At 28.3% G+C, this 22,193-nt stretch carries 17 protein-coding genes; 11 read left to right on the top strand and 6 right to left on the bottom strand.

Annotated features, from left to right (window positions below; translation table 11 throughout):
* Positions 1-13: 13 nt before the first annotated feature.
* From IR151_RS06225 to IR151_RS06205, 5 genes are all read left to right on the top strand, one after another.
* Entirely contained in the window at positions 14-1,192 is a 1,179-nt protein-coding gene (locus IR151_RS06225) for a hypothetical protein (RefSeq protein WP_227433652.1), read from the top strand.
* A gap of 250 nt (positions 1,193-1,442) precedes the next feature.
* Positions 1,443-3,050 carry an ATP-binding protein gene (locus tag IR151_RS06220; RefSeq protein WP_227433651.1) on the top strand — a complete coding sequence of 536 codons (1,608 nt, stop codon included), beginning with the start codon at positions 1,443-1,445 and terminating at the stop codon, positions 3,048-3,050.
* Entirely contained in the window at positions 3,041-3,745 is a 705-nt protein-coding gene (locus tag IR151_RS06215) for a response regulator (protein ID WP_227433650.1), read from the top strand. Before IR151_RS06220 ends, IR151_RS06215 begins: the two co-directional genes overlap by 10 nt.
* 779 nt (positions 3,746-4,524) lie before the next feature.
* The gene (locus IR151_RS06210) at positions 4,525-7,647 is read left to right on the top strand and encodes a bifunctional diguanylate cyclase/phosphodiesterase (protein WP_227433649.1); all 3,123 of its coding nucleotides are present in this window, start codon (positions 4,525-4,527) and stop codon (positions 7,645-7,647) included.
* A gap of 283 nt (positions 7,648-7,930) precedes the next feature.
* Entirely contained in the window at positions 7,931-9,217 is a 1,287-nt protein-coding gene (locus IR151_RS06205) for a transcriptional regulator (RefSeq protein ID WP_227433648.1), read from the top strand.
* Positions 9,218-9,395: 178 nt separating this feature from the next.
* Here IR151_RS06205 and IR151_RS06200 read toward each other — a convergent pair whose 3' ends face one another.
* Both IR151_RS06200 and IR151_RS06195 read right to left on the bottom strand, forming a co-directional pair.
* Positions 9,396-10,514 (bottom strand): M20/M25/M40 family metallo-hydrolase, encoded by a 1,119-nt coding sequence (locus IR151_RS06200; RefSeq protein ID WP_227433647.1) that lies wholly within the window; start codon positions 10,512-10,514, stop codon positions 9,396-9,398.
* Positions 10,515-10,548: 34 nt separating this feature from the next.
* Positions 10,549-12,090: an AbgT family transporter gene (locus IR151_RS06195; RefSeq protein WP_227433646.1), complete on the bottom strand. Its 1,542-nt coding sequence runs from the start codon at positions 12,088-12,090 to the stop codon at positions 10,549-10,551.
* A gap of 864 nt (positions 12,091-12,954) precedes the next feature.
* On the opposite strand from IR151_RS06195, the gene IR151_RS06190 reads away from it, so the two are divergent.
* Positions 12,955-14,016 carry a GGDEF domain-containing protein gene (locus tag IR151_RS06190; RefSeq protein ID WP_227433645.1) on the top strand — a complete coding sequence of 354 codons (1,062 nt, stop codon included), beginning with the start codon at positions 12,955-12,957 and terminating at the stop codon, positions 14,014-14,016.
* Between the two features lie 376 nt (positions 14,017-14,392).
* Here IR151_RS06190 and IR151_RS06185 read toward each other — a convergent pair whose 3' ends face one another.
* From IR151_RS06185 to IR151_RS06170, 4 genes are all read right to left on the bottom strand, one after another.
* Complete coding sequence (locus tag IR151_RS06185) at positions 14,393-15,256, bottom strand: MerR family transcriptional regulator (protein ID WP_227433644.1); 864 nt, start codon at positions 15,254-15,256, stop codon at positions 14,393-14,395.
* A 244-nt stretch (positions 15,257-15,500) separates the two neighbouring features.
* The gene (locus IR151_RS06180) at positions 15,501-16,811 is read right to left on the bottom strand and encodes a M20 family metallopeptidase (protein WP_227433643.1); all 1,311 of its coding nucleotides are present in this window, start codon (positions 16,809-16,811) and stop codon (positions 15,501-15,503) included.
* A gap of 12 nt (positions 16,812-16,823) precedes the next feature.
* Complete coding sequence (locus tag IR151_RS06175; RefSeq protein WP_227433642.1) at positions 16,824-17,294, bottom strand: hypothetical protein; 471 nt, start codon at positions 17,292-17,294, stop codon at positions 16,824-16,826.
* 3 nt (positions 17,295-17,297) lie between these two features.
* Positions 17,298-18,149 (bottom strand): DUF3100 domain-containing protein, encoded by an 852-nt coding sequence (locus IR151_RS06170; RefSeq protein WP_227433641.1) that lies wholly within the window; start codon positions 18,147-18,149, stop codon positions 17,298-17,300.
* A 353-nt stretch (positions 18,150-18,502) separates the two neighbouring features.
* Here IR151_RS06170 and IR151_RS06165 point away from each other — a divergent pair, with 353 nt between their 5' ends.
* The 5 genes from IR151_RS06165 (at position 18,503) to IR151_RS06145 (ending at position 22,167) form a co-directional block, all read left to right on the top strand.
* On the top strand, positions 18,503-19,414 hold the full coding sequence (locus tag IR151_RS06165) for a helix-turn-helix transcriptional regulator (RefSeq protein ID WP_227433640.1): 912 nt from the start codon (positions 18,503-18,505) through the stop codon (positions 19,412-19,414).
* 127 nt (positions 19,415-19,541) lie between these two features.
* A complete protein-coding gene (locus tag IR151_RS06160) occupies positions 19,542-20,042 on the top strand; it encodes a GyrI-like domain-containing protein (protein WP_227433639.1) in 501 nt (166 codons plus the stop codon).
* A 598-nt stretch (positions 20,043-20,640) separates the two neighbouring features.
* Positions 20,641-21,003, top strand: a complete 363-nt coding sequence (locus IR151_RS06155; RefSeq protein ID WP_227433638.1) for a response regulator — start codon at positions 20,641-20,643, stop codon at positions 21,001-21,003.
* Positions 21,004-21,037: 34 nt separating this feature from the next.
* Positions 21,038-21,685 (top strand): chemotaxis protein CheC, encoded by a 648-nt coding sequence (locus IR151_RS20410; RefSeq protein WP_413927352.1) that lies wholly within the window; start codon positions 21,038-21,040, stop codon positions 21,683-21,685.
* Entirely contained in the window at positions 21,682-22,167 is a 486-nt protein-coding gene (locus tag IR151_RS06145) for a chemotaxis protein CheD (RefSeq protein WP_227433637.1), read from the top strand. Before IR151_RS20410 ends, IR151_RS06145 begins: the two co-directional genes overlap by 4 nt.
* Positions 22,168-22,193: the final 26 nt, after the last annotated feature.

Below are 22,193 nucleotides of genomic sequence, written 5' to 3'. Positions count from 1 at the left end.
GGGAAGATTCACAATGGAGAAGCTGTCAGAGAAGAGGAGAGTCAAGGCAGTAAGTATGGAAACCTTCGTATTTATTGTACTTTTGGCGGTAGGATTTGGCTATGTAGGCAGTATCATGGGTGCAGGAATGATGTTCAAAGTAATAATGAGTACAGCACATGCACTTTTACTAGAAACAGTATTTTTGATAATGGCAATGGCAGTCCTTGCAGGTGCACTTAGTGCATTACTTTCAGAATTTGGAGTAATATCTTTAGTAAATAAGATATTTAAGGGCCTTATGAGACCTATATGGGGCTTACCTGGTGCTAGTATAGCAGGAGTAGTGGCAACTTATTTATCTGATAACCCAGCTATTATACCATTCGCTAAAGACAAAACATTTACACAATACTTTAAAAAATACCAAATACCTGCTTTATGTAACTTAGGAACAGCTTTTGGTATGGGACTTATTGTAACAACTTTCATGATAGCTCAAGGTAAAGAATATGTATTACCAGCTATAATTGGTAACGTTGGAGCAATAATAGGTAGTATTATTAGTGTTAGAATTATGTTGACTTTTACTAAAAAGTATTATAATTATGACCCTAAAATTGATAATGACAAACAAGCAAATGGAAAAGGTGAAAAGATTGAAGAGTTTAGAGAAATAAGAGATGGTAATGTATTCCAAAGAGGATTGGATGCTATACTTGAAGGTGGTAAGCTAGGTGTTGAAATGGGTATGGCTATAATACCAGGAGTTTTAGTAGTTTGTACATTAGTTATGTTATTAACTTTTGGACCATCTACAGACCCTGCTACAGGTCAAGCTGTTTACACAGGAGCTGCATATGAAGGTATAAAATTATTACCTGCTATTGGTGACAAAATCAGTTTTATAATAGAACCATTATTTGGATTTACTTCACCAGAAGCAATAGCATTCCCTGTAACTGCATTAGGTGCTGTTGGGGCAGCAATATCTCTAGTGCCAGAATTTATAAAATCAGGTGCTGTAACTCCTAATGATATAGCAGTATTTACAGCAATGGGTATGTGTTGGAGTGGATATTTAAGTACACACATTGGTATGATGGATGCTTTAGATGCAAGACCATTAGCTGGTAAAGCGATTCTTTCGCATACAATAGGTGGTTTATGTGCAGGTGTATGTGCCCACTTTATATTTATGCTTGTTGGATAGGAATGTTTTAAAAATCAAATATTAAGATATTATAATTTATTAGATTGAATCAAATTAACAATTTAAATATGTAAAAATTAAATTAGTGATTTAAATATATAAAGGTGCTGTTTTGAAATAGAGATTTATTTTCATTTTAAGACAGCACCTTTTAGTAATTTAAATGTATTGATTGAATTTATTATGATAAAATTGTATTATATACATTAGAGTCAATTTAAACAGTAACAGTAAGGAGGAATTGCAGTAAATGAAAAAAGAACGACTACATCATGAAGACTTAAAAGAGTATGATTATGATGAAGATGACTATCTCAGTAAGAAAATAATTATTAAGGACTTTATAAAAACTATATTGGTTATGATAATTGCTACTGGAATATCAGTAGCTTTTAAAAAAGTAGGTTTTAATGAATCTAATATTATTTTAGTGTATATATTAGGTGTATTATTTGCTACAAGTATAACACATGGGTATTTTTTTGGAATACTTTCTTCAGTAATAGGAGTGCTATCATTTAATTTTTTCTTTACACACCCATTATATACTTTTATAGCTTATAGAAAAGATTATCCAATGACCTTTTGTATTATGCTTTTGGCAGCAATTATAACAAGCACTTTAACTTCTAGAATAAAAAAAGAAGTAAGACTTTCTCATAAAAGAGAGAAAATGATAAGGTTGCTTTATGAAAATAATAAAACACTTCTTAAAGCAAAAAATAAAAATCAAATAATTGAATTTTGTGGGTCTAATTTGGTAAACATGTTAAATAGAACTGTTATAGTAACTATTGCAGATGGTGATAATAATCTAGGTAAGCCAAGTATTTATATTTGTAATAATGATGGAAGTGAGAATATATTCCACTCAGTATTAGAAAAGGAAGCTATAAAAGAGGCTTTTAGAACAGGCGAACCAGTTGGGATTGGAACAAAATATTGTAAAAATAGTAGTGCTTACTATTTTCCTATAAAAGGTCAAGAATCCAATGTTCTTGGTGTTATAGGTATTGCATGTTTTAAAATTGATATTATTACGGAAAATGAAAAGATATTGTTGGAAGCAGTTTCAACACAGGTTGCATTAGCAATTGATAGAGAAAACCTATTTGAAAAGAATAAAAAAGCTAATCTTGAAACAGAACGAGAGAGATTAAGAGGAAACCTACTTAGATCAATTTCTCATGATTTGAGAACTCCACTTACAAGTATACTAGGTTCTTCTTCAACTATACTTGAAAATGATGACATAATAGATAAAGAAACTAGAGTAGAGCTACTAAAAAATATATATGAAGATACAAGTTGGTTAACACACTCTGTTGAGAATATACTTAGCATGACCAGAATAGATGAAGGAAAATTGGATATTGAAAAACGTCCAGAGGTTGTAGATGAAATAATTGCGGAATCTATATTAAGAGTTAAAAAATTTGCCAATAGTAGAGAGATACAAACCAATATACCAGATGAAATAATAATAGTTCATGTAGATGTATTATTGATAGAGCAAGTTTTAGTAAACTTAATTGACAATGCTATAAGACATACACCTAAAAATTCTAAGATAGAATTAACTGTAAGCAAAGAAGCTGAAAATGTATTATTTGAAGTGGCAGACAACGGAAAAGGAATACCAAGTGAAGATATTAAGAATATATTCAATAGATTTTATACAAAGAATAAAGCAAGAAATCTTGAAAGAAGAGGGATTGGTCTTGGTTTAGAAATATGTAAGTCTATAGTACAAGCTCATGGTGGAGAAATTATTGCTTTCAATAATCCTTCTGGAGGAGCTACATTTAGATTCAGTATACCTTTAGATAAAGGGGAGGTGAAAGACGAATGGAAGTAAAGCCGTTGGTTTTAATTGTAGAAGACGATAGACCAATTTGTAAATTTATAAAAGTGTCTCTGGAAACTCAAAACTATAGATGTGTAGAAACTGACAATGGAGGCACAGCTATATCACTTATACATTCTCTTGACCCAGATTTAATAATTTTAGATTTAGGTTTACCAGATATTGATGGAATTGAGGTAATAGGTAGAGTTAGGGCTTGTGCTAAAAATAATAAAATAATTGTTGTTTCAGCAAGGGAGCATGAAAGAGATAAAGTTGAGGCTTTAGATGGCGGAGCAGATGATTATTTAACTAAACCTTTTAGTGTAACAGAACTTTTGGCTAGAGTGCGTGTGGCCCTTAGAAATAAAGTTCAACAAGGTAAGATAAATAGTGACGTTCCTACCACCTTTGAGGTTAAAAATCTAAAGATAGATTATGAAAAGCATCTTGTATCTATTAATGGTGAGGAGATACACTTAACTCCAATTGAATATAAACTTGTTGAATTAATGTCTAAGTATTCAGGGAGAGTTTTAACACATAAATTTATAATAGATAAGGTATGGGGTAATTACTATGAAAGTGAAAACCAATCCCTTAGAGTTTTTATGGCAAGTATAAGACGAAAAATTGAAAAAAATCCTGCTCAACCAGAGTATATTTTAACTGAAGTTGGAGTAGGATATCGCATGACAGATGAATAAGTATCAAATTAAAAGTATTAGTTAATCTAAACTAGTAATATTTTAACTAAATATAAATAGCCATGTATTTTATAATAAGTAGGAGGAAAGACAGCCTATTAATATTATATTTGCATGGCGATTTTTAATACAAAAACTATATTTTAATAAAGACTATATTTTTATTTAAATAAAATATATTTCAAATTGAGCTTTAGTTAATGTGATATTTCTTTTTTATAAATACTTTTTATATATAAAATATTTTATTTATTAATAAATATTTTTTAATATAAAAAAGTTACTATTTTTATCTTTTTATAATGGTCTTTATGATATTATTAATATAACTATAATAACAACACTGTAATTCATTGTAGAATGTACTTTTTTAGCAATGAGAACTTATGTCTTTTTAAATGGGTAAAGCAGTTTGATTTTTCATAATATAAATATTTATTTAATAGTTATGTAAATATTTATACTATATATTGAATGAAGATATGAGTATAAAATATAATTTTTATAATGTAAAACTTGCTTAGAACTAAGTTAAGGTATGAATAACAAGAATTATATGAAGATTAAAAAAATAGTATGTACAGCAAAAGATATTTATGATAATTTAAGTTTTAGAGAGCCTCAATGAGTAATATGATAATGAGCTCTATTTGTCAAAAAAGATGATGCTATTGTATTCTTTTTTTTTATAAAAAAGTACAATAGCATCATCAAAGGTACATCAAAACTTGACATAGTTTCAAGAATTTAAAAAATTGAATAAAAGGAGTTATACATAAATGAGTGTGAGAAACTTAGTAGATGAATTAGATGAAATTATATATGTTTCCTCCTTGGATACATATGAACTTTTATATATTAATAAAAATGGGAAAAGGCTATTAGGGCTTGATGATATTTCTCATAGAAAATGTTATGAAGCATTACAAGGAAGAGATTCTCCTTGTGAATTTTGTACTAACTCTTTTTTGAAAGATGATGAATATTACATATGGGAAAATACAAACACTGAAATAGACAGACATTTTATATTAAAAGATAAATTAATTGAGTGGGAAGGCAGAGCTGCACGACTGGAAATAGCTCTTGATATTACTGATAAGGAAAATATAAGTAAGTCGATAGAAGAAAAATTAGAAATAAAAGAATTACTAGTTGGGTGTATTAAACATCTTATAACAGAAACTAATTTTTCAGATGCTATAAATCTTGTATTAGGCAGTATTGGGAAATTTCATAAGGCTGATAGAGCATATATTTTTGAAGTGTCAGCAGATGGTAAAAAGATAAATAATACATATGAATGGTGTAATCAAGGGGTTGAGGGACAAAAACAATTCCTTGAAGATATTGATATTGAATCACTAAAAAATTGGTTTTTATTATTTCATGAAAAAGGTTTTATAATAGTAGATAATATAGAAAGTTTAAAAGAAACACAACCAATTGAGTATGAAATTTTAAAACCTCAAAATATTGAAAGTTTAATAGCATCTTCATTAAAGCAAGATGATAAAATTATTGGATTTATTGGAGTTGACAATCCACAGAGAGCTGTTAAGGACACATCTCTTTTGACTTCTCTATCTTATTTTTTATTGACTGAAATGAAAAAGAGAGAAGTAGAAAATAAATTGAATCATATGAGCTACTATGACTTTTTGACTGGGGTTTACAATAGAAATAAATATATTAAATACATAGATAATTTTTACAGCAATAAAGCTAAATCTATGGGGGTTGTGTTTATAGATATAAATGGATTAAAAGATATCAATGATAACTTTGGACATGCTAGTGGCGATTCTGCTATTGTATCAACCTGTGTAATTATAAAAAAATACTTTCATTCCTATAATATTTATCGTATTGGTGGAGATGAGTTTGTTGTATTATGTGAGGAAATTTCAAAACAACTATTTGAAGAAAAGGTTACTTGGTTAAGTGAGGAGTTTAAAGATACTAGGGTATATAGTGTAGCAATAGGAAGCACTTGGAGTGAAGATAATATAAATATACATATGTTGACTAAAATTGCTGATGAGAGAATGTACCAAGATAAGCAAAGATATTATGAAAAAAATAAATTAAGGACCAATAAATTAGAGGAGATAAGCAATTTAAATGCTTCAGAAAAAAGAATTTTATCTACATATGAAGATTTAGAGTCTAAAGAATCTTTTGATAGTATAACAAGTGATGGATATTCCAAAACTTATGAAAAATTAGTTTATAATACATATGATATTATCTTAGATATTTGCTTAGAGAAAAACTTAATTACTCCAATCTATCAATCAGAAAACAATATTTTTAAAATTTCTGTAAAAGAGAATATACAAAAAACATTTTTATACATTAGAAACTATATAGTTCATCCTGATGATAGAGCTATATTTTACTCTAATCTTTATTCAAAGTTTCTTGATGATTCAAAAAATAACAAGCAAGAGGACTTAAAGTTGAGTTTTGAATGTAGATGTTTAGGAGAGGATAAAAGGTACTATTGGGCATCTATGTGTATCCTAAATGTCATCAGTAAAAATAAATTTGGTGAAAATCAGACACATATTTTGCTTTCTATTAAAAATATAGACCATATTATGCAAATACGTAAAAGGCAAAGAGATATATTGACAGGTCTATATAATTACGAAGGCTTCTGTGAACAAGCAAACTTATTACTCAAAAAACATCCTAATAAACATTATGTTGCTATAATGATGGATATAGATAAGTTCAAGGTAATTAATGATATTTATGGTATTCAAGAGGGAGATAGGGCATTAATATATATTGCAGAACTGATTAAAAAAAATATTACTTCTAAGGGAATCTGTTGTCGTATGTATGCAGATGTGTTTTGCATTTTTTATGAGTGTTATCATGATAAAGAGGTAGATAAATTAATTTATAAGATTACAAAAAGTTTAAGTATAAAGCAATTTGAATATATGTTAGTACCATGCTTTGGAATTTATAGGATTTTGGATAATAATATATCAGTTACAAATGCCTGTGAAATGGCAGGATATGCACATAAAAATGTAAAGAAGCAAAGTATAAGTCATCATATGTTTTATGATGAAGCTATGAGGAATGATGCAATTGAAGAAAAACAGATGGAAAGAGAAATGGAGTATGCATTGGAAAATGGACAGTTTCATGTATACTTACAACCTAAGTATAATCTTGAAATAAATGAAATTGTAGGAGCAGAGGCCTTGGTTAGATGGATACATCCAGAAAAAGGTATAATACCTCCAAATAAATTTATATCACTATTTGAGAAGAATGGGTTTATTATTAAACTAGACATGTATATATGGGAGCAAGTATGTACTTTGATAAGAAAATGGATAGACTTAGGTCAGAAGCCAATACCTATTTCTGTAAATGTATCAAGATTACATTTGTATAATCCTCAATTTAGATATATCGTTTTAGGTCTAATAAATAAATATAATATACCAAAATCATTTTTGGAATTAGAACTTACAGAAAGCTTATTTATTAAAAATATAAAGCTATTTGCCAAGATAATAGCAGAGCTTAGAACAGATGGTATTATATTAAATATGGATGACTTTGGCTCGGCATATTCTTCATTAAATATGCTAAAAAATATAAATATTGATACATTAAAGATAGATTGTGGATTTTTCAATGAAAAAGAAATTACAGAAAGAGAAAAAATTGTTTTAAAGCATACTATAGCCATGGCTAAGGACCTAGAAATGGATGTAGTTGCAGAAGGTGTAGAAACAAAAGAGCAAGCAGAATTTTTAGCTAGTTTGAATTGTGTTGTAATTCAGGGATATTACTATTGTAAGCCTATTCCAAGTCTAGATTTTGAAAGTTTACTTTATAATCATCAAGATAGTAAACTAATAACTACTTAAAATAATATACTTTATTTAAATGTAATATATTCTGTGATAGGTTGTCTAAATTAAATGTAAGATAGTCTGTATATATTCAGTCAATTAATAATTCAAGGTTGAAATATATACAGGCTTTATAGTATTTAAAATTTAATTTTTAAAGATTTTTATTCTAAACGCTTGTATAGAACTTCTTTACCGTAAATATAGAATGTGAGATAATAAATTAAATAAAAAATAAAAAGCAATGACATTATAATTTTTTAGTAAGTACAATATGGATGGATTAGGAGCGAAGTTTATGATAGTGGGTATTATAGGTCCTTCAGACTCTGGCTTTAAGATAAAGGAAGACTTAAAACAGATAGATAGCAATTTAGAAACTAAAATATATGTAAGAGAAAAAGTAGTAGATACGGTAGAAGTTATTTCAAAATGTGAAGATGAATGTGATGCTATTATATTTACAGGATGTGGAGTCTATGAGTTTATAAAATCTAAACATGAAATAAGTAAACCACATTCATTTGTTCCAAGAAGTGGGACAAGTATAATGAAAGCATTTTGGGCAATAAAGAGCGAAAATATAAAGCTAGATAAATTTAGTATAGATGTAGTTGATAGATATGTTGTAGAAGATGCACTTAAAGAGTTTGATATTGAAGCTACAAGTATATTTTGTAGGCCATTTTCTTTAGAAGTAGGAGAATCTGAACTTGCAAAGTGGCATATACAATTGTTTGAAGAAAATAAGACCGAGATAATGATAACTGGTTTTGGAGCAGTGTACAATGAGTTAAAGGAAAGAGGTTATCCTGTATTTCGGCTACAAGCAACCATACAATTAATCAAAGAAAGTTATGAGAAAGTGAAGAGTGAATATGCTCTAAGTAAGGCTAGATTTTCTCAAATTGCAGTAGAAATATTGAGTCTAATAGATTATAAAGAGAAGATAGAAAACTATTATTCTGATATGATAAAAAAATCAGATATGGATAAGCTTGTAGTAAACTATGCAAGAAGTATTCAAGGTTCTTTATTTTCGTTTGGAAGAAATGATTATGTGGTATTTGTTCATAAAGGTGTAGCTGATAATGAGTACAATTATGATAAATTATTTAAGTTAAAAAGAGATATAAAAGACATGGGATTTTCTCTTAGTATAGGTATTGGGACTGGAGTAACTGCATATCAAGCTGAAAATAATGCACATAAAGCATTGAGACATTCAATAGATTCAAAAGAAATTGGTATATATTTAGTAGATGAAGATGAAAATATAAGAGGTCCTTTAGCCTCAGAAAATGAATTAAATTACTCCTTAGTATTGTCTGATGAAAAAGTAATAGAAATATCTAAAAAAACTGGAATGAGTTGCGAATCAGTAGCAAAAATTATAGCTATAAGTGAAAATAGAAAAAGCAAGATTTACGATTCAAAAGAATTGGCAGAATATCTAAATGTAAGTGAAAGAAGTGCAAGGCGTATACTGAATAAAATAGTAAGTGCAAATCTAGGGAGAATATGTGCTAAAGAAACTAGTATTGGTGGAGGTAGACCAAAGAATATTACTGAGATATTGTTTTAAAATATTATATAAGATTGTATGAAGTGTCATATAAAATACTAAAACCTATGTAAATCAACTTTTTAAAATAGTACTTATAGAGTTGAAAATACATAGGTTTTTAATTATGAGAGTTAAAGAGTAGTATTGTATAAAAGTATTTATATTAGTGATAGTACTCTAATTTATCATTAATTTTTTACAATTCATCATTTAACTTAATCATATGATAAACTATTTTAGCAGTATCATATAATTCATCTATATTTACATATTCATTAACTGTGTGTACGTCATACATCCCTAAACTTAATATAGCACAATTATATCCAAGATTAGCTAGTATATTTGCATCACTACCACCACCAATTATCATTGGATTTGGAACAACACCAACTTGTCTTATTGCTTCCTCACTTAATTTAAAAACATGACTGTCTCTACTAAGTTCAAAACTTGGATAAGACATATTATGTTCAAAAGTGTAAGTAGTATTAAATTTAGATGCAGCATCTGAACAACATTTTTCCATATGATTAAGTTCATATTCTAAAGTTTCAGGGATATGAGACCTGATTTCAGCAGTCAATGTAACCTTATCAGTTACTATATTTGTAGCTCCACCACCTTCTATTTTACCTATATTTGAAGTTGTCAGAGAATCTATTCTACCTATATGCATATTACTTATAGCATGAGAGGCAACCAATATAGCATTTATACCTTTTTCAGGTTCTATACCAGCATGTGCTTTTTTACCATCAAAAGATATTTTTATAGATTCTTGTGCAGGAGCCTTATATGCTATAGAACCAATAGCTCCACCAGAATCTAAAATCACCATATCCTTGCAAGGTAAGTTATCAGGGTTAAAGTTTTTAACACCATGCATACCAGCTTCTTCACAAATTGTAAAACATAGATATATATCTCTATGTGGTATTTTTTCTGTAATAACATGTTCTAGAGCTTCTAGGATAGCAGCTATACCAGCTTTGTCATCTGCACCAAGTGTAGTAGTTCCATCACTTCTAACTACATTACCATCTAGTATTGGATTTACACCTAAACAAGGTTGAACTTGGTCCATATGAGCACATAAACAAAGAGGTCTACTTCCTTCTTCTCCTTTTATATATGCGATAACATTTCCCGTATTACCACCATATTTTTCACCAGCATCATCTATAATAGCGTCTATATTTCTTTCTTTTAGATAGTTTACTATCCACTTGGACATTTCTAATTCTTGATTAGATGGGCTGTCAATCCTAACCATATCCATAAAGTTATCTATAAGTCTATTTTTACTTAACATAAATCATTTCTCCTTTTAGAAAAATTTAAATAAATTACATACTATAAGAAGGGAATATTCCAGGTCCTAATGGAATATTAAACACCATAAATAGTATCAATAGTATAGTCCATACTATCAAGAATGATATAGAGTATGGTAGCATATTAGCTATTACAGTACCCATACCAGCATCCTTATCATACTTTCTTGTAAATGCTAGTATAATAGGGAAGTATGGGAATAAGGGGCTAAGTGGATTTGTTATACAGTCACCTATACGATAAGCCATTTGTGTAAGTGCTGGATTGTATCCGACCATCATAAACATTGGTACGAATATTGGTGCAAGTATAGCCCACTTTGCAGATGCACTTCCTATAAATAAATTTATAAAGCATGATAATATAATAAATCCTATCAATAATAAAGGACCATTTATTCCTGCTGATTTCAAAAACTCTCCACCTTTTACAGCGAGTATCAAACCTAAATTACTATTTGTAAATAATTGCAAAAACTGTGAAGCAGCAAATGCTAGTATTATATATCCGCCCATATCACTCATTGCACCAGCCATTATAGAGACAACATCTTTATCCTTTTTTATCTTACCTATAGTTTTTCCATATACAACACCAGGTATAAAAAAAGCTAAAGCTATTATAGGTACCATACCTTTCATAAGAGGAGCATTATTTGATAATAAATCTCCTGTTTCTGGGTCTGCTAAGAATGGTTTTTGACCAATTACACTAAGTGCTATCATAATTGCTGCATATATTAATATACTTATACCAGCTTTTTTAAGCCCTTTTTTTTCTACATCACTAAGGCTACCATCAACATCTAACTCTGCATTTCCTTCGTATTTACCAAATCTAGGAGCTACAATTTTTTCTGTTACCCAAGTTGCTAACAATATTAATACAAAAGTTGATGCTATCATAAAAAATAAGTTCATTGTTGCATTAGCTTCAAATCCAGAATCAATCATCTGAGCTGCTGGTACTGTAAAGCTTGCAGCAAGTATATCGTTAACACTTATCATGATGTTTGCTGCAAATCCTAGACAGACTGCGGCATATCCAGAAAATAAACCTATAAGTGGATGTCTTCCAACACCAAGATATACAAGTGCAGCCAATGGTGGGAATAGTATTGTACCTGCATCTGATGCAATATTTGCAAGCATACCTATAGTCATTACAACAAGAGTTACTTTTGTTTCAGGAATTTTGCTTACTGATGCCTTTATTGTTGCTGTCATAAGTCCAGTTTTATCACAAACACCAGCGCCTATCATAGTAACTAAAACTAGTCCTAAAGGTGCAAAGCCTTGAAAATTACTAACAATATTTCCTAATAAAATCTGAAGTTGTTCTACAGTTAATAAATTTACAGCAGTTATAGTTTCGCCAGTACCAGGATGAACTACTGATATACCCATAGAACCGATTATGCTAGATAGTATAAGTAAAAGTACACATAATCCTAGAAATATTGTAACTGGGTCTGGTAGCTTATTACCAACAATTTCTATTCTGTTTAATGTTCTGTCAAAAAAGTTTTTCTTTTTAACTACGTTATCATTCATAATATCCTCCCTATGTTTTTAAAATATAATATTGAAAATAAGTATTGTGGTCAAATTTATAATGTAAACTATGACTGTCAATTTAAGACGTGTCCACAATGTGTCCTAAAAAAAGTATAAAATAAACTTTTTCCTATGTCAATGTAATTTTCTGAATTTTCTGGATGAGTGATGTTAATTAAATATGCTTTAAGTAGATTAATGACGAATTATATCTAAGTTATTTGTATTATATATATACTTTAAAATTAATTTTAAAACAAAACTTTATAAAAATCTAGTGGAATATTAAGTTAGTAAAAGAATAAATTAATAAAATACAAAACTTTATAACAACTAAATAACAACTCAAGTGGAGTATTTAGGTTAGAATTAAAAAATAATATGTAAGAGGATAAATTGTCATAAGGTTATATGAAAAATATAAAAAGATTAAAGAATCGTAGAGAAATAGTAAAATACACAAGTTTATATTATGATGAATATAACCTATGTAGGAGCTCTTTTTAATGACTTTTGTATATGAGAATGATATAATATATTCTAACAATAAGTAAAGAAATATTAAAATAAAATTAAAAATATTAAGTTATTTATATGTTTTTGTAAACTAGATAGTAATATTATTATATTTTTATAAAAAATATATTGGAAATATAATCAATTTATATAATTGGAAATTATTGGGTTAATTTTAATAGAAAAATGAAAAAATATGAATAATAGCTCTATATGATAGTTAAATCACTCTTTAAATTAATAAATAATGTGAGAGTTCATTTATAAGTGTATCAACAGTAGTTGAATTATAGAAGTATTAAAATAATTCATGAATAAGAGTGTGGAATGTACAAGGGAGGTAGGATGTTAGAAACAATATTAAAGAATTTTAAAGCAAAGAAGATGAATTTGTATAAATCTGAAATTAGATTGAGAAATTATAGATGTTTCTGCGGTTTGTCATTATTAGGACTCACTATTTCAGCTATGGTGTTTGTATTTGGATTGATTTTATCAGAAGTTGTTACTTTTAATATAGAGTTTTTTATTATACTTGGATACTTTTTTATTCTTTATATTATTTCTAAATTTTACTTAAAAAAACACTTTCAGCATATAACGCTTATCTTTTATTTGGCATTAACTCCAGTTATGATAATGGGTATTTTGATGGGAACTTTTCTAGATAAAACAGAACCATCAATCACAATTATGGTCTTTATATGTGTACTTCCTTTATTCATATTGGATAAACCATGGAGAATTACTCTCTACATAACAGGAACTGCTATAATCTATGGTATTTGTTGCTTTATAGCAAAGGATATAAATATGTTTATGGCGGATTTAGTTGATTTAGTTACTTTTTATTTTTTATCTGTGGGTGTTAACTTTTTTATTCTGAATGACCGTATCGAAAGTGTAGAAAACTACATTAAATATAGAACTAAATCAGAAATTGATTTATTGACAGGTATATATAATCGAGGTGCTGGCGTTGAAATGATTGAACATCTTATGGACGAAAAAAAGTATGGAGCTTTTATTCTTATCGATATAGATGATTTTAAATATATCAATGATTCCTATGGTCATATTGTAGGTGACCGTTATTTACAAGCTGTAGCTGATAATATAAAGAATATTTTCTATGATAGTGTAGTTTTAAGATTAGGTGGTGATGAATTTGCCATCTATGCTAAGGATTTAAAGAATGAGGAGAATTGTAAAATACGCTTTGAGAAATTATTTGATGCATTAGATAATATGGAAGATTTATCACAGAATGATTATGTATTTCATATTAGTTTAGGATGTTCAATTTGTGATAAAAACATTGCTAATTTTGAAGATTTATATAGTAAGGCAGATGAAGCTCTTTATGCAGCAAAGGAAGCAGGAAAAGGGTGTTATCGAATAAACTGATTTAATATTTTATCATGATTTTTATGTATATGTAATATATAATTTTTAAAAAGAAAAACGGTAGTTTCAGCTGGAATTTTGAAACTGCCTTTTTTCTTTTCTGATTTTTTTGTAACTGGAAGCCAGACTTCATGTTCTGCATTTTGTAGGTATGAATTTAAGTAAACTTCTATATCTGAAATATTTTCTACATATTTATAACTAGAGTCAGGAAGCCACTCTGTTCAAATTCAACGTTCTAAATATTGTATGCTTTCTACAAAAATGGTAACCTTGTAAATATTACAATAAGTAGCATCAGTAAATATCTATGATGTTTACCAATGCTATTTTTTGCAAATTTATAGTATAAAGTGCTAACTGTAATATCAAGTTTTTATTTTTCAAGGTATGCTTTTAAAGCAAGACCAATAAATTTTGATGCTCCAACTCCATATTTATTATCGTTAACCTCAATAAATACAGGGTTTGATATATAATTTTCAGACATAATAGGCCAATAATTATCTCCCATATCTATTCCATTATTAATTTTATTAGTAAAAGAAATCAGTTCTTTAACTAATTCTTGGACATCTAAAGATGCAACATCTTTACTTAGATTTTCTGTAAGTTTTCTTGTAATATCATCACCTTTTTTAATAAGGTTAAGTACTTCTGATTGAGAAATAGTAGTACTGTTAGATAAAAAATTTTGAAAGTTATTTTCCATAGCCTTTGTGTATTTTTCAAGACTTCCAAACTGCTTAATTGCCATATTTGCTATTTCATTTTCATATGATTTGATTTCTGAAGTTATTTTATCAAAATCTTCAATGCTTTCAGTTTGTGTGACAATCTCATCAGTGTGAGATTCTTTGAAATCAGTTAAAATATGAAAATACTCACTCATATTAAAATCTTTAAAATCCACACATTTATCTACTTTTATAAGTTTATTAAGTAATTCTAATAGAGTATTTAATCTATCTCGCTTTATTTGGATTAGTTCTTTTTGATTTTTAAATGCAGTTAGACAATCAAATTGAGGATTTTCCATGATTACTTCAATTTCTTTTAATGTGAAATCAAGTTCTTTAAAAAATGTAACTTTTTGTAGAACTTCTAATGCGTTATCATCGTATAATCGTAATCCATCAGTAGTTATTTTTGTAGGTTTAAATAAACCAACTTCGTCATAAAACTGTAGAGTACGTATACTGACACCAGTTAATGAAGAAACTTGTTTTAATGTCATCATTTCAACTCACCTTCTTTCGTACCCTAATAATTGAGATTTAGCTAATATTTTTTTATAAGAAATATACAGTATTTGTAAATGCTATCTCTAACTACTAATGTATGCTATTACTATACATGAGGATGAATATATTTGTTATATTTTTTCTAAATAAATATTGAGGACTTTACGAAGGAAAAGAAAAGATGGTATAGCTTTTAAAGCATATACCATCTTTGTATTATAAAAAGAATACTTAATAGACCTATAAAGTTTTGTCGTGTTTTTCTAAGAATGTTAAGTATTCTTCTTTAGTCATAACTGGTGTAAAGGCATCTAATATACCTTTAGTCTCTTTAGCATTATCAAAAAGAAGGTCTATAACTGTAAGTGCCATAGCCTTAGCAGGTACTATGTAAGCTAAGTCTTCATCAATTATTTCAAAATCTCTTGTATGAAGAGCACCTTTTACACCACCAATCATAGGGTGAAGGGTAGGCATTATATGAGATACATCTCCAAAATCAAATGAACCAGTGAAATCTCCACCATCAATAATTTTTCCTTTTAAACCTAAATCTTCAAGGTTATTTTTAAATAAGTTATCAAGGTTTTTGTATCTTAATATTGGTAGATACCCAGGAATTTCAGTTATTTCAACATCAGCTCCAACCGCCATTCCACCAGCCATCAATGCTTTATTTATTCTTTTATTAGCATCTATCATGCCGTTTATAGTTCTAGCTCTTACATATGATTCCATATGAACATCAGCAGGAACAACATTTACTATATCTCCACCTTTTGTGATGATAGGATGAAATCTAACTCTTTCAGATTCTTTAAAAGTCTCTCTAAGTGCATTTACATTATTTATAGCAAGCATTGCTGCATTTAAAGCATTTATTCCATCATGTGGAGCAGAACCAGCATGAGATTCTTTTCCTATAAATTTAACTTTTTTGCCGACAAAGCCATTACTTTCAGGACCAACTAGAGCCTTATCTTCTCCTAAATCTGAAGAGTGAAACATCATAGATATGTCTATATCATCAAAGTAACCTCTTTTTATTAGTTCTTGTTTTCCACCAAAGTAAGTTATTTTTCCTTCTTTTTTCAATTGTTCCCTGTATTCCAATTCAATAAATTCTTCAGCAGGAGTAGCCATAAATGATATTTTACCATCTAAATGTTCTAAAACCCCACTTTTTACTAAACCAATAGCTGCACCTAACATTCCAGCTATTTGTATGTTATGTCCACAAGTATGAGATGCACCTATTTCATTAGAATCTTTGTGTTCTTTGCATGATATACCATCTAATTCTCCAAGTATAGATATATGAGGACCTTCTTTACTAGAATTTGCATCTGCCTTACATCCTGTAACAGCTATATTTTTTTCGACAGATAAGTTTAGTTCTTGTTCAAAAAAGTTTGAAACAGCTTCTGTAGTTTTATACTCTTTATATCCATATTCTGGGTTTTTGTAGATTCCATGACCTATTTCTAATATTTTTTCTTTATTTTCATCGATAGTCTTTATTACTAGAGATTTTAATTGTTCTTTATTCATAATAAGTTCCTCCTATATTTTACCTTGAATACTTAAAACTATATGAGCTATACTTGCACATGCAAAGAATATAGTTGTAAAGACAACAAGTGATATTATAACTATTTTCCATGACATTTCCTTTAAAGCTTCTATTTTGTTTCCAACAGAAATTCCTGCAAAAGCTAATAGAGGAGTTGTTATAGCCATAAAATTAATATTATTAGTGTTAGTTAAGAATACTTCAGATGTTGGGCTATATGGCATACTAAGTAAAAGACCTATTATAGTTGCAAATCCAAAAGCAGGAAATATTGATTTAGGAAATAAATCCTTTATAATCATAGCAGCCATAGCAGCTAATATTAACATTACCATTCCAGGAAAAGCTGTTACTATAGATGTACCAACACTAATTCTTTGTCCTATAAGAATTATAACTCCAATAATAGACATAACCAATAATTGATATGAACTTTTCTTTAAATCTAAATTAGCAAACATTTATTAGCACTCTCCTTTTGTAGTTTTTGTTTCGTCAGTTTTTTTACTTCTTGAAAATTTAGGTTCTAAAATTTTGTACATAAAATTAGTAAATGGTAAAGATACAAAGACCAAGAATATAATTCCTGTTATACTAGACATCATATTACTTGTTGCTGCATAGGCAAGTATTGTATCTGCCATTTCTGGAGGTACCATGGTAGAAAGTGAGCCAGCGGCAGCAGTCATCATACTTCCACTACCAACACCACAAGCCATTCCTAAAGCATATGGATGAAGGCCACTATAAATTGAGACTGAGCCTAATACGCTAAAATATATAGTACCAAGAACTGTACCCATTAAATATGTACCAAGCACGCCACTACCTTCTGGAGAATTTATCCCATATTTTTCAGATATAACTCCTAAAGAGGGTTCACGGCTTATACTTGCAGTAGCTCCAATAGCTTCTCTTTTCATACCAAATATTAATGCAAGAGGTAATGCAACTATTGGTGCAAGTATGTGACCAAATTCTTGAGCAAGAAATGCAGGTCCAGCTTGAATTATCTTATCGATGTTTGGGCCAACTGTAGTCCCATATTTTATACCAAGCATTACTAGCGCAATTCCAACAACTTCACCAGCAATATTGATTTCTTTTTCTCCAATAACTTTTTTAAGTGCTTTAATTTTTTTTCCTAATAAGTCAGGTGTTATTATAAGTCCGATTATAACTGCATAAAGCATTGGAAATAGTATTATAGAAGCTGAGCCAATAGCTAATGTTCTTTGTCCTATAAATTCACATACTACTACTAAGATTAAGCAAGTTAAAAAGACTTGAATAAAGTGTTTTTTATTAATTTCCATGATTGCCTCCCTAAAAAAATAAATATTGTACTTATTTGAATTTGAAATAGAAAATACGTTTTCTTGAATATAATACGTTTTCCTAAATTACATAAAATTATATAGTAAAATGGTTTTTCAAATAAGTTTAAGAACTGTCAATAACATGTCCTTAATTAAGGATAAATCAAAAATTTAACATTGTCAACGAAAAAATATGTAAAATATTACATAACTTCAAAATATTAACATATAAATTTATTTATTAAAAATTTACTTAAATATTGTATGAATAAAATATAAAAAGCTTTAAAATAAATAATATAACTATAGAAAATAAAGATAAATATAATAATTTTAGTGGGTGATAATAGATGAAAATAAATAGATTAACAGAAATAATAGTAATACTATTAAATAAAAAATTAGTTACTGCTAAAGCATTGGCTGAGAGGTTTGAAGTTTCTACAAGAACTATATATAGAGATATAGAAACTCTGTCTATGTCAGGAGTACCAGTATATATGACTAAAGGCAAAGGAGGAGGAATATCTTTAATAGAAGAATATTCTATAGACAAAACTATATTGTCAAAGGAAGATAAGGAGAGTTTAATAATAGCACTTCAAACATTACAAGCAACAAAGTATCCAGAAATAAATTCAGTAGTAGATAAAATTGGCTCAATATTTGGAGAAAGTAATTTTGCAAACTGGATTGAAATAGATTTTACTGAATGGGGAAGTAATTTTAATGAGGATGATAAATTTACAAAAATAAAAAATGCTATTTTAAGACGCAATACTATAAATTTTGATTATGTAAATAGTTTTTCAAGTCAGACAAATAGGACTGTTGAACCGATGAAGCTAATGTATAAAAGTAAGACTTGGTACTTGTATGGGTTTTGCAAATTAAAGGACGATTTTAGAATATTTAGAATCAGTAGAATGAAAAACTTAGTAGTAAAAGAAGACATATTTTCAAGAAAGATAATTGAAGAGGCATACTTAGATGACTCTAAAATAATTAAAGAAGATACAGTAACTCTGAGGCTAAGATTTAAGGAAAAGATGCTCTATAGAGTTTTTGATGATTTTAACAATGATTTAATAACTAAAAATGAAGATAATACATATGATGTAATTGCAGAATTCCCAATTGGAGAGTGGATTTATGGATATATCTTATCTTTTGGAGATAGTGTTGAAGTACTTGAACCTAAATTCATTAGAGATAATGTTATAAATAGATTGAAAGAGATGCTTAAGATGTATTCCTTATAAGTTACTATTACTAAATTTAATTATATTAAAATATATGACATATAGATGTCGTATTTTATAAATTATAATTAAATTAAAGAAACAGATAATCAAAAGCAATCAATAAAGCTAAAGTGAGGTATAAAGTATGGATTATGAAATAGTACATATAAGTGAAAAAATAGTTGTGGGTGTATCAAAAGAAACTACAAATAACAACGGACAAGCAGTAAAAGACATAGGTGAATTATGGAAAAGCTTTATGGGGAAGGGTATCTATAATGCTATAAAAGGTAAAAAAAATGATAAAACAATAGGTTTATATACAGACTATCAAGGTGATTTTACAAATCCATATAACTTTGTAGCATGTTGTGAAGTAAATAGTGAAGATGATAAGGACAACAACTTAAGTGAATTTAATGAAAAAGATATTTGTGGAGAGTTTGTTATAAGCAAAGTTATACCAGGTGGTAAATATGCAAAATTCACTATAACAGGAGATATACAAAAGTCAGTAGGAGAATTCTGGTTTGAGTTTTGGAAAATGGATTTTGATAGAACTTATATAAGTGATTTTGAAGAATATCAAAATAATACATATGATATGAATAAGCAAGAAGTTCATATTTACATTGGAATAAGATAAATTCATTGATAAATTTTAATATATAAAACTTATTATAGGAATAAACAAGTTGATAATCATGAGGGAGTGTACTATACACTCCCAATTTTTATTTTATCTTTAAAAGTGATAATATTGTGATTTATTTAAGTATACAATTTTTGAATAGTTCACAAAATTATCTATAATCGTTTATAATCAATATTTTGTTCATAATTTAAATCTTCCTTTAGCAATATGTAAGAATTTATTAATTAATAATAGGATATAAATTTAATTATAGTTCAGCCGATAATAGATGTATATTATATAAATATTTTCAATTTATTATATATCTATATAATTGGTTTTTGACAACTTTTTACGTTTTTGTGTTTTTTACGTTTTTATGTGATTATGTTTTTAATAACTCGTCAAAATGCAAAACATATATTACAATAGATATATAAGTTTTTTAATTTATAAACTGTATTAATAAAGTTGAATATAGTATAGCATGAATATGTACTTTTATTTATAGATGAAATGTATTTATTATGTAGGGAAAATAGTCAGTAAGTATAAACAATGACTGAAAAATAATAGCATTTATTGTTACAAGTATGGAGGAGTTAGTTTTATGGAAAATAAAATTTTAATAGTAGATGATGCTATTTTTATGAGAATGATGATTAAAGAAGCTCTGAGTAAAAGTGGCTACGAGAATTTAGTAGAAGCAAGTGATGGAGAAGAAGCTTATAATATGTTTAAAGATGAAATGCCTGATTTGACATTACTTGATATTACAATGCCTAAAAAAGATGGTCTAGAGGTATTAAAGGAAATAAAAATGTTGGATTCAAATGCTAAAGTGGTGATGTGTTCTGCAATAGGGCAAGAAAATATGATTGTGGAAGCTATAAAGCTTGGAGCACTAGATTTTATAGTAAAACCATTTAAAACAGAAACATTGGTTAAAGTTGTAAATAATGCCTTAAAATAAAGGCTGTAAATACACCTTTATATAGTAAAAATACATAAATGTAACAATAGAGGGAGGGGTTTATATTATAAATTATTCACAACTTGATAATATTCATATAGATGCTCTTAGAGAAATTGGTAATATAGGCTCTGGGAATGCAATTACTGCACTTGCATCCATGATAAATAGTAAGATAGAAGTATTAATACCCATGGTCAAGATACTTGAATATAATGAAGCTACAAATTTACTTGGAGGTCCAGAAAACAAGGTTGTATGTATTCTACTTGATATGAAAGGCGATATTAATGGGATGTTTATGTTTTTGTTGGATGAATCAATCACTAAACTTATGCTTAATTCTCTTTTTAATAAAGATGAAGCTTTCTTAGACGAAATTACAGGTATTGAAATTTCTGCAATCAAAGAAATAGGAAATATTATGGCAAGTTCTTATGTAAATGCTATTGCATCTATGCTAAACATGAACATAAGTATTTCGGTTCCAGATATGTGTATTGATATGGTCGGAGCTGTGTTGAATGTTCCTATGATAAGATTTTCTGATGTTGGGGACAAAATTTTATTTATAGAAAATAAATTTAAAAATAGCGATAATTATTTTATTAGCCACATATTGATGATTCCAGAAATGGACTCGCTTAAAGACATATTAGTAAGATTGGGATTATCAGTATGAGTAGAGAGATAGTAGTAAATATTGCAGACATGAAAATAGTGTATAAACCAAATGTTTTGGTTACTTATGCACTTGGTTCTTGTGTAGGAGTATGTTTAATAGATAAAACAGCAGGAATTGGTGGAATGTTACATGTTATGTTGCCATATAGTAAAGATGCTATTCACATTGAAAATAAATATAAATTTGCTGACACAGGAATAAAGGAACTTATTAAGTCTATGGAGCATATAGGTGCAAATAGGACATATATAAAAGCAAAAATAGCTGGAGGAGCCCAGATGTTTTTAGGAAATAGTAATTCATCAATTGCAAGCATAGGGTATAGGAATGTTGAAGCAGTAAAAAAAACTCTTTTAAGCTTAAAAATTCCAATAATAGCAGAAGATACAGGAATGAATTATGGAAGAACAATACGCTTTTATACTGAGACAGGCGATTTAATTGTAGACTCAATAAATAAAGGAAAGAAGAAAATATAGATTATTTTTATTTAGAAGATATTTAA

This window comes from Clostridioides sp. ES-S-0006-03 (assembly GCF_020662275.1).
GTDB lineage: Bacteria > Bacillota > Clostridia > Peptostreptococcales > Peptostreptococcaceae > Clostridioides.
The sequence above is the reverse complement of the archived record's forward strand: the minus strand, read 5'-3'. Positions and strand labels throughout refer to the sequence as shown.